General features: G+C 46.2%; 7 protein-coding genes. All 7 read left to right on the top strand.

Translation table 11 applies throughout. The features are described from left to right. A partial coding sequence (locus EJE49_RS09730) for a type VI secretion system Vgr family protein (RefSeq protein ID WP_223246904.1) occupies positions 1-1,272 on the top strand: 1,272 nt, incomplete at its 5' end. A gap of 12 nt (positions 1,273-1,284) precedes the next feature. Continuing rightward, a complete protein-coding gene (locus tag EJE49_RS09725; protein ID WP_124950294.1) occupies positions 1,285-1,848 on the top strand; it encodes a lysozyme in 564 nt (187 codons plus the stop codon). Further along, positions 1,835-2,290: a lysozyme inhibitor LprI family protein gene (locus EJE49_RS09720; RefSeq protein WP_189941820.1), complete on the top strand. Its 456-nt coding sequence runs from the start codon at positions 1,835-1,837 to the stop codon at positions 2,288-2,290. The genes EJE49_RS09725 and EJE49_RS09720 overlap by 14 nt, the downstream gene beginning before the upstream one ends. A gap of 25 nt (positions 2,291-2,315) precedes the next feature. After that, entirely contained in the window at positions 2,316-2,909 is a 594-nt protein-coding gene (locus tag EJE49_RS09715; protein ID WP_124950290.1) for a hypothetical protein, read from the top strand. Positions 2,910-2,988: 79 nt separating this feature from the next. Further along, positions 2,989-4,569: a type VI secretion system Vgr family protein gene (locus EJE49_RS09710; protein ID WP_124950288.1), complete on the top strand. Its 1,581-nt coding sequence runs from the start codon at positions 2,989-2,991 to the stop codon at positions 4,567-4,569. Further along, positions 4,566-5,771, top strand: a complete 1,206-nt coding sequence (locus tag EJE49_RS09705) for a glycoside hydrolase family 19 protein (protein WP_124950286.1) — start codon at positions 4,566-4,568, stop codon at positions 5,769-5,771. The genes EJE49_RS09710 and EJE49_RS09705 overlap by 4 nt, the downstream gene beginning before the upstream one ends. Beyond that, complete coding sequence (locus tag EJE49_RS09700; protein WP_124950284.1) at positions 5,768-6,328, top strand: hypothetical protein; 561 nt, start codon at positions 5,768-5,770, stop codon at positions 6,326-6,328. The genes EJE49_RS09705 and EJE49_RS09700 overlap by 4 nt, the downstream gene beginning before the upstream one ends. The last annotated feature ends 76 nt before the right edge of the window (positions 6,329-6,404 follow it).

Below are 6,404 nucleotides of genomic sequence, written 5' to 3'. Positions count from 1 at the left end.
GTGCTGGTGGACTTCATCAACAACGACATCGACCAACCGGTAATCGTGGCGAGCTTATATAACGGCGTGGATACACCGCCCTTTGCTGCCGGTGTCGATGGTGGCATGGATCACGCCGGGGTCGTCTCCGGCTGGCACAGCCAGAATTTCAGTGGCGATGGCTATAACCAGTGGCTACTGGATGATGCACCGAATGAGTTACAAACCCAGCTCGCTACCAGTGCGGCCAATACGGCTTTGAATCTGGGCTGGCTACGCAGCCGTGTACCTGCCTCGGCATTGCGCGGTGCGGCACGCGGCTTGGGGCTGGAGGCGCGTACCGATGCGTGGGGGCAGTTGCGCGGTAACGAAGGTGTGTGGCTGACCACGGCTCAACGCAGCCAATCCGGTGCCAGTGTGACGTCTACTCAGCTGGATGTGAGTGAGGCGGCGAGCCAGTTAACGGCAGCAGACAGTTTGAACAAGACCTTGCGCGATGCAGCAGTGGCGCAGTCTGCGCAAATATCCGATAGTGCATTGAAGTCCGTCCCTGATTTGATGTTGAAGCTGCAACCCAAGGCGGATACTGCGGCAGCCAAGGCGCTGCGCTTTGATGCGCCGATTGTTGGCATGGACAGTGACGCGAGTTTGAATGCAGCAACGCCGCAAAGCATGCTGCTGTTTGCGCAAGGCACTCTCAATTGGACGACGCAGGGTGACAGTCATTGGGCGGCTCTACACACGGTGAGTATCAACAGCGGCGATGCAACGACGTTGTTTACGCATGACGGTGGCATGCATGTGATTGCGGCCAATGCGCCGGTGTCGCTGGCGGCGCATACCGATGCGCTGGAGATACTGGCTGATCAGTCTGTCAATGTGACCAGTACCAACCATGCCATTCTGGTAGAGGCGCAGCAGAAGATTGTGCTGCAGGCCGGGCAGTCAGCCATTGTGCTGGAGGGTGGCAATATTACCTTTACCTGCCCGGGGACGTTCTCGGTTAAGGGGGTGGCGCATCCGTTCTCGGGTGGGGCTAGGGATGTGGCTGTGTTGGGGGCTTTGCCGAGTGAAAATCTAAAATTCAGATTACCTAATGAATTGCCGCATGATGAGCAATTTATCCTTAAAGATGGTACAGGGAAGCCGCTTGCTGGCATGGCATATACCGCCAAATTACCCTCAAATCAAATTGTGCATGGTGTAACAGATGAGGATGGAAAAACGGAAAGATTTGAAACCGATAATGCACAAAAAATAGATATACACATTGGACACATAGACAATGCATAAAGGAGGAAGATAGTGTCTGACGCACCAATTGCTACGGGGACAACCAATACAACTCCGAACTCACTACAGGTAGGTACGACTGATAGGCTTTGGAAACCTTGGAAAATATCTGAGGAGGGAATAACATTCATTAAAGAATGGGAAAAATTCAGCCCTAAAATGTATGATCATGATGGAGCCGCAGCAGGAAATGCGACTATTGGTTACGGATATTTGGTACATACAGGGCCAATAAATGGAAGTGCATCAGAAGCCCCCTTTGTAGCTGGGATCAGCAAAGAAAGAGCAATTGAACTTCTAAAAATTTCGCTCACTGAATCTGAAAAACTTATAAATAAAAAAGTGGTAGTTCCTCTCTATCAGCATGAATATGATGCACTAGTAGATTTTATATACAACCTCCGTAATCACGGCATTCCATTGCTAAATCTGGTAAATACAGGTAGTTATTCAGATATAACGAAAAAACTCAAAGAATACAACAAAGCTCAAGGAAAACCAATTCAGGGCTTGACAAACCGCAGGAACAGCGAAGCCAATCTTTTCGATAATGGAAATTACGATGCGAGTCACTAATTTAATTCTTTTTATTTTCATAGCATTTGTTTCTACGTCAACACGTGCCGTAGATAATTGCGATGCTAATAACTTGCACAATCGAGATCAATACATTGACTGCATGCGCAAATCTTATTCAAAAAAACTCATCGAGTTAAATCTTCTATACAGAAATCTACAAAGAACCATACCATCAAAAAATATCAAAACGCTAATTAAAAATCACGAGTCGTGGTTAAAAAGAACCGACACTCAGTGCGCATTAATTACAGCCGCTTTTAATGAATGGGGTGCAAGTTACACTCCTGATTCTGATTTTCAGTATTTTGGATGTAGAGATGTCATATTAGAAGAACAATTGACTCTATATAAAAGTTTAGTGTGTCCAGACGTTCTTGAGACTGGCGAAAAAGCCGATTGTGATAATCTAAAAACGATACTACATAAATTACAAAAATGATGAATTTATCAATAAAAACAAAACAATGGAAGATTTAAAAAAGATAGGCATCAAGTTAATCAAGGCATTTAATTTAGCAAGCCTTTTGTTATTAATCTCAATAACTTCAACGATGGCTAATGCGGCACAGAATAAAATCTGCTCAGTAAATAAGGACCATGGTGTATATCAAAATACGCTGTCGACGACGGCAGGATGCATTAATTTTCACTTTAACCAAAAAACCAATGAAGTCTGGCTTGGTATGCCCAATCTGCATGGTAAAAAATATGTTGTAGTTAAAATACCGTCAGGCCGATCTCCGGCCTTAAATGGTGAGGTTGAATATATGGGATTTTTCGCACCTGAATCTGTAACCATCGGCAAAAACGAATACATCCCATTACTTTATTCAATGCGAACTCATGATGGGGGTTTTGGTGGTGAATGTGGCGGGGGGGTTGAGTCTTTCCTTACTGTTATAAACATAACGACTAGTGGTCACATTACAAAACCATTCTCGAAACTTATTTCTAGTTGTACAAAAGCACTAAGTTATAATGAAAACGCTACGCGCCAACAAAATGGTGCTGTATACGTGCAGGGTGAATATATATATCGATTGGTACATACATCCTGACTTTGAAAAATCCCCTATTGGTAAAATTCATCTTACAGATGGTCAAATCGAATATATCGATGGTGTAAAGTAGAAACATGTGGGCCACCCACAAAAAGGCCGTGGTCAGGCCTTACAAGAAGATCAATGTCGAGTCTTACAAAACAACATTTCCCAGCAACATTGGCAGCGCGGCATATCACCCAACCCCGGTGGATTGACGGATACCGGCAACAGTGTTGACAGCACCGGTCACGCGCCCGGCAACGACCAATCCGGCACCTGGGTGCGCGTTGCCGAAGCACTGGCTGGCCCCAACTGGGGCAGCTCCTTCACCCCGCGCATCGGCACTGAAGTGCTGGTGGACTTCATCAACAACGACATCGACCAACCGGTAATCGTGGCGAGCTTATATAACGGCGTGGATACCCCGCCCTTTGCTGCCGGTGTCGATGGTGGCATGGATCACGCCGGTGTGGTCTCCGGCTGGCACAGCCAGAATTTCAGTGGGGATGGCTTTAACCAGTGGCTGGTGGATGACGCGCCGAATGAGCTGCAAACCCAGCTCGCTACCAGCGCGGCCAATACGGCTTTGAATCTGGGCTGGCTACGCAGCCGGGTGCCAGCTTCTGCGCTGCGCGGTACGGCACGAGGATTGGGGTTGGAGGCGCGTACCGATGCGTGGGGGCAGTTGCGCGGTAACGAAGGTGTGTGGCTGACCACGGCTCAACGCAGCCAATCCGGTGCCAGTGTGACGTCTACTCAGCTGGATGTGAGTGAGGCGGCGAGCCAGTTAACGGCAGCAGACAGTTTGAACAAGACCTTGCGCGATGCAGCAGTGGCGCAGTCTGCGCAAATATCCGATAGTGCATTGAAGTCCGTCCCTGATTTGATGTTGAAGTTGCAACCCAAGGCTGACTCAGCTGCCGCCAAGGCATTGCGCTTTGATGCGCCTATTGTGAGTCTGGACAGTGATGCGAGTCTGAATGCAGCCACATCGCAGAGCATGCTGCTGTTTGCGCAAGGGAATATAAACTGGACGACACAAGGCGATAGCCATTGGGCGGCACAGCATACGGTAAGTATGAACAGTGGTGATGCGATGACGCTGTTTACCCATGATGGGGGCTTGATGGCGATTGCAGGCAATGCACCGGTGTCACTGGCGGCTCACACTGATGCGATGGAGATATTGGCAGATAAGTCGATTACCGTCACCAGTACCCATAACAGCATACTGGTCGAAGCCCAGCAGAAGATTGTGCTGCAGGCCGGGCAGTCGGCCATTACGCTGGAGGGCGGCAATATTACCTTTGCGTGTCCGGGGGTGTTCTCGGTGAAAGGGGCGAGTCATCCGTTTAGTAGTGGGGGGAGTGATAGCGCAATGCTGGGGGCTTTGCCGTCGGCAACGGCGACATTACCTGAAACGACAAACTACGGGATTGAACTGGACATCGGCAGCTTCTTCAAAAATGATCCACAACTTGAGGGTGCGCAATATGAAGTATGGAGTCAGGGTAATGCACCTGAACTACTTGGCAGTGGCAACATTGATGAAATTGGTCGATCTGAACTTGCAATGAGTACCTCAGCCCGCCCTGTTGATATTTTTGTGGGGGAAAACGAGTGGGAAGATGTTGTAGATATACAGGCAGTTGATACAGATGGGGATGCAGCATGAGCGCTTGGCAGGATTTTCTGGATGACGTGTTAGGGAATCCCGACAAACCGGGTAAAGTAATGATTTGTTTCGTGAACCGTTATCTGGAAGGCTTGGATAGCGCTAAGTACAAGATAAAATACGATGGTCATGAGAAAAGTGGTGAGACCACTACGCAGAACTATTGCGTAGAGTTAACACCTACCAGCTTTAACCCTATCCATATTTTTGTGTGGTCGCGCAAAGCAAAGGCTTATAAAAAGCTGGATGACGCTGTGGCGGAGCCTGGACGCAAGAAGCTGGTGCGTAAAATAATGAAAACATTCAAGGTGCCTGGTAAAACAGATAAGCTGCCTAATACCTTACCTAACAAACGGCCAGACAAGCCTGCACCAGCACCTGCCGCTGCACCTTCGCCAACTGATCCACAAGGTATTACGCCTGAGCAGATCAATAATGAAAATGGGCAACCGCAAGCCAGACCTAGACGACCCGTGCCGGGGGAAATTACAGTGGTGCAGTTAAAGAAGATTTTTCCAGCGGCGAAAGATGGTTTTTTACAAGAAATTGCAAATGAATGCAATAAGGATTTGGTTAAATATCATCTGGATACCCCTTTACGTCGAGCGCACTTCTTTGCGCAAATTAAAGGCGAGACGGGACCAAAGATGAAGCCTGTAAATGAAAGCTGGGAATACTCGCCCAAAACACTCATGGGATTTAGTGACTACTATAAGGTACATTCTGACGAAGCAACGCAAGATGGGTATTTACGTGCACCATCTATCAATGGGAAAGCAGGGAAAATTATGCGCCATGCAGATCAGGAAGCTATTGGAAGAAAACATTTTGGCAAACTTAATGGTAATAGAGATGACCATCCAAATGATGGTTACAATTTTCGAGGGCGTGGTCTTATTCAAATTACTGGCTATGAAAAATACTCTGGCTTCATGAATGACTACCCCAAGCACTTTGAAGGCCAAGCACCAGATTCAGTTAATAACCCAGGAATTGTGAATCAGACACCCTATGCAATTCAATCCGCCATTTGGTTTTGGATAACTTATAAGGATAAACATGGGGCATATGGCTGGCAACTTGCAGACAAAGGCAGTACGCCAACCAATGTTCAAAAAATATCAAAACTAATCAATGGCGGGAAACAAGGATTAGCAGAACGACAAAACGCATTTATTATTGCAGGAGCTGCATTCAAATGAAATTAAAAATTTTTCTTTTCTTGACTAGTAGCTTACTAAGCTTACCGTCTCTCTCTCAAGAAACGCCCAAATCAACACTATGTAATGCAGAAAATGAAATCATAGTTTTTTCTTGTTCAATGACAAATAGAGATAAAAATAAAATCGTTTCCATTTGTGCGTCTGCGAAACAAGGAGAAACTAACAGCTATATTGAATATAGATTCGGTACTGAAAAGAAAATAGAACTGTCATATTGCGTCACCCCCAATAATAAAAATTCCCATATGCTATATCGAGGCTATGCACACAGTGAAGATATTGGCAAAACCGATGTTTATGCCTATTTTGGTTTTGAAAACATGGGGTATTTTTATGAAGTTGAGAATTACGGAATGACTGTTTTCCGTAATAAGAAAGGTGTAGCAATAAATAACGATGCAAATGATATTTACTACAGAGATATTCTATATGGCCTATCTTGTGACACACCTGCAATCGGCGAGAAATCATTACAAAGCAATCTATTTACAGAAGTAAATGGGAAATTGTTAAGAGTTGGAAAAATACACAAATGAAGGGTAATCCCCCCATTAATAACCGCAGTTAAAAGTAGAGGTTAAGCGGCCATAGCGAGTTTGTGTTTAGGTGGGA

It is taken from the genome of Sulfuriferula thiophila (genome assembly GCF_003864975.1).
GTDB classification, from domain to species: Bacteria; Pseudomonadota; Gammaproteobacteria; order Burkholderiales; family Sulfuriferulaceae; genus Sulfuriferula; species Sulfuriferula thiophila.
This window is presented reverse-complemented; position numbering and strand designations above follow the sequence as displayed.

Excerpts from the sequence above, each read along its gene's own strand:
- EJE49_RS09705 (WP_124950286.1), top strand. The coding sequence starts at position 4,566 with ATGAGCGCTTGGCAGGATTTTCTGGATGACGTGTTAGGGAATCCCGAC.
- EJE49_RS09700 (WP_124950284.1), top strand. The coding sequence starts at position 5,768 with ATGAAATTAAAAATTTTTCTTTTCTTGACTAGTAGCTTACTAAGCTTA.
- EJE49_RS09715 (WP_124950290.1), top strand. The coding sequence starts at position 2,316 with ATGGAAGATTTAAAAAAGATAGGCATCAAGTTAATCAAGGCATTTAAT.
- EJE49_RS09720 (WP_189941820.1), top strand. The coding sequence starts at position 1,835 with ATGCGAGTCACTAATTTAATTCTTTTTATTTTCATAGCATTTGTTTCT.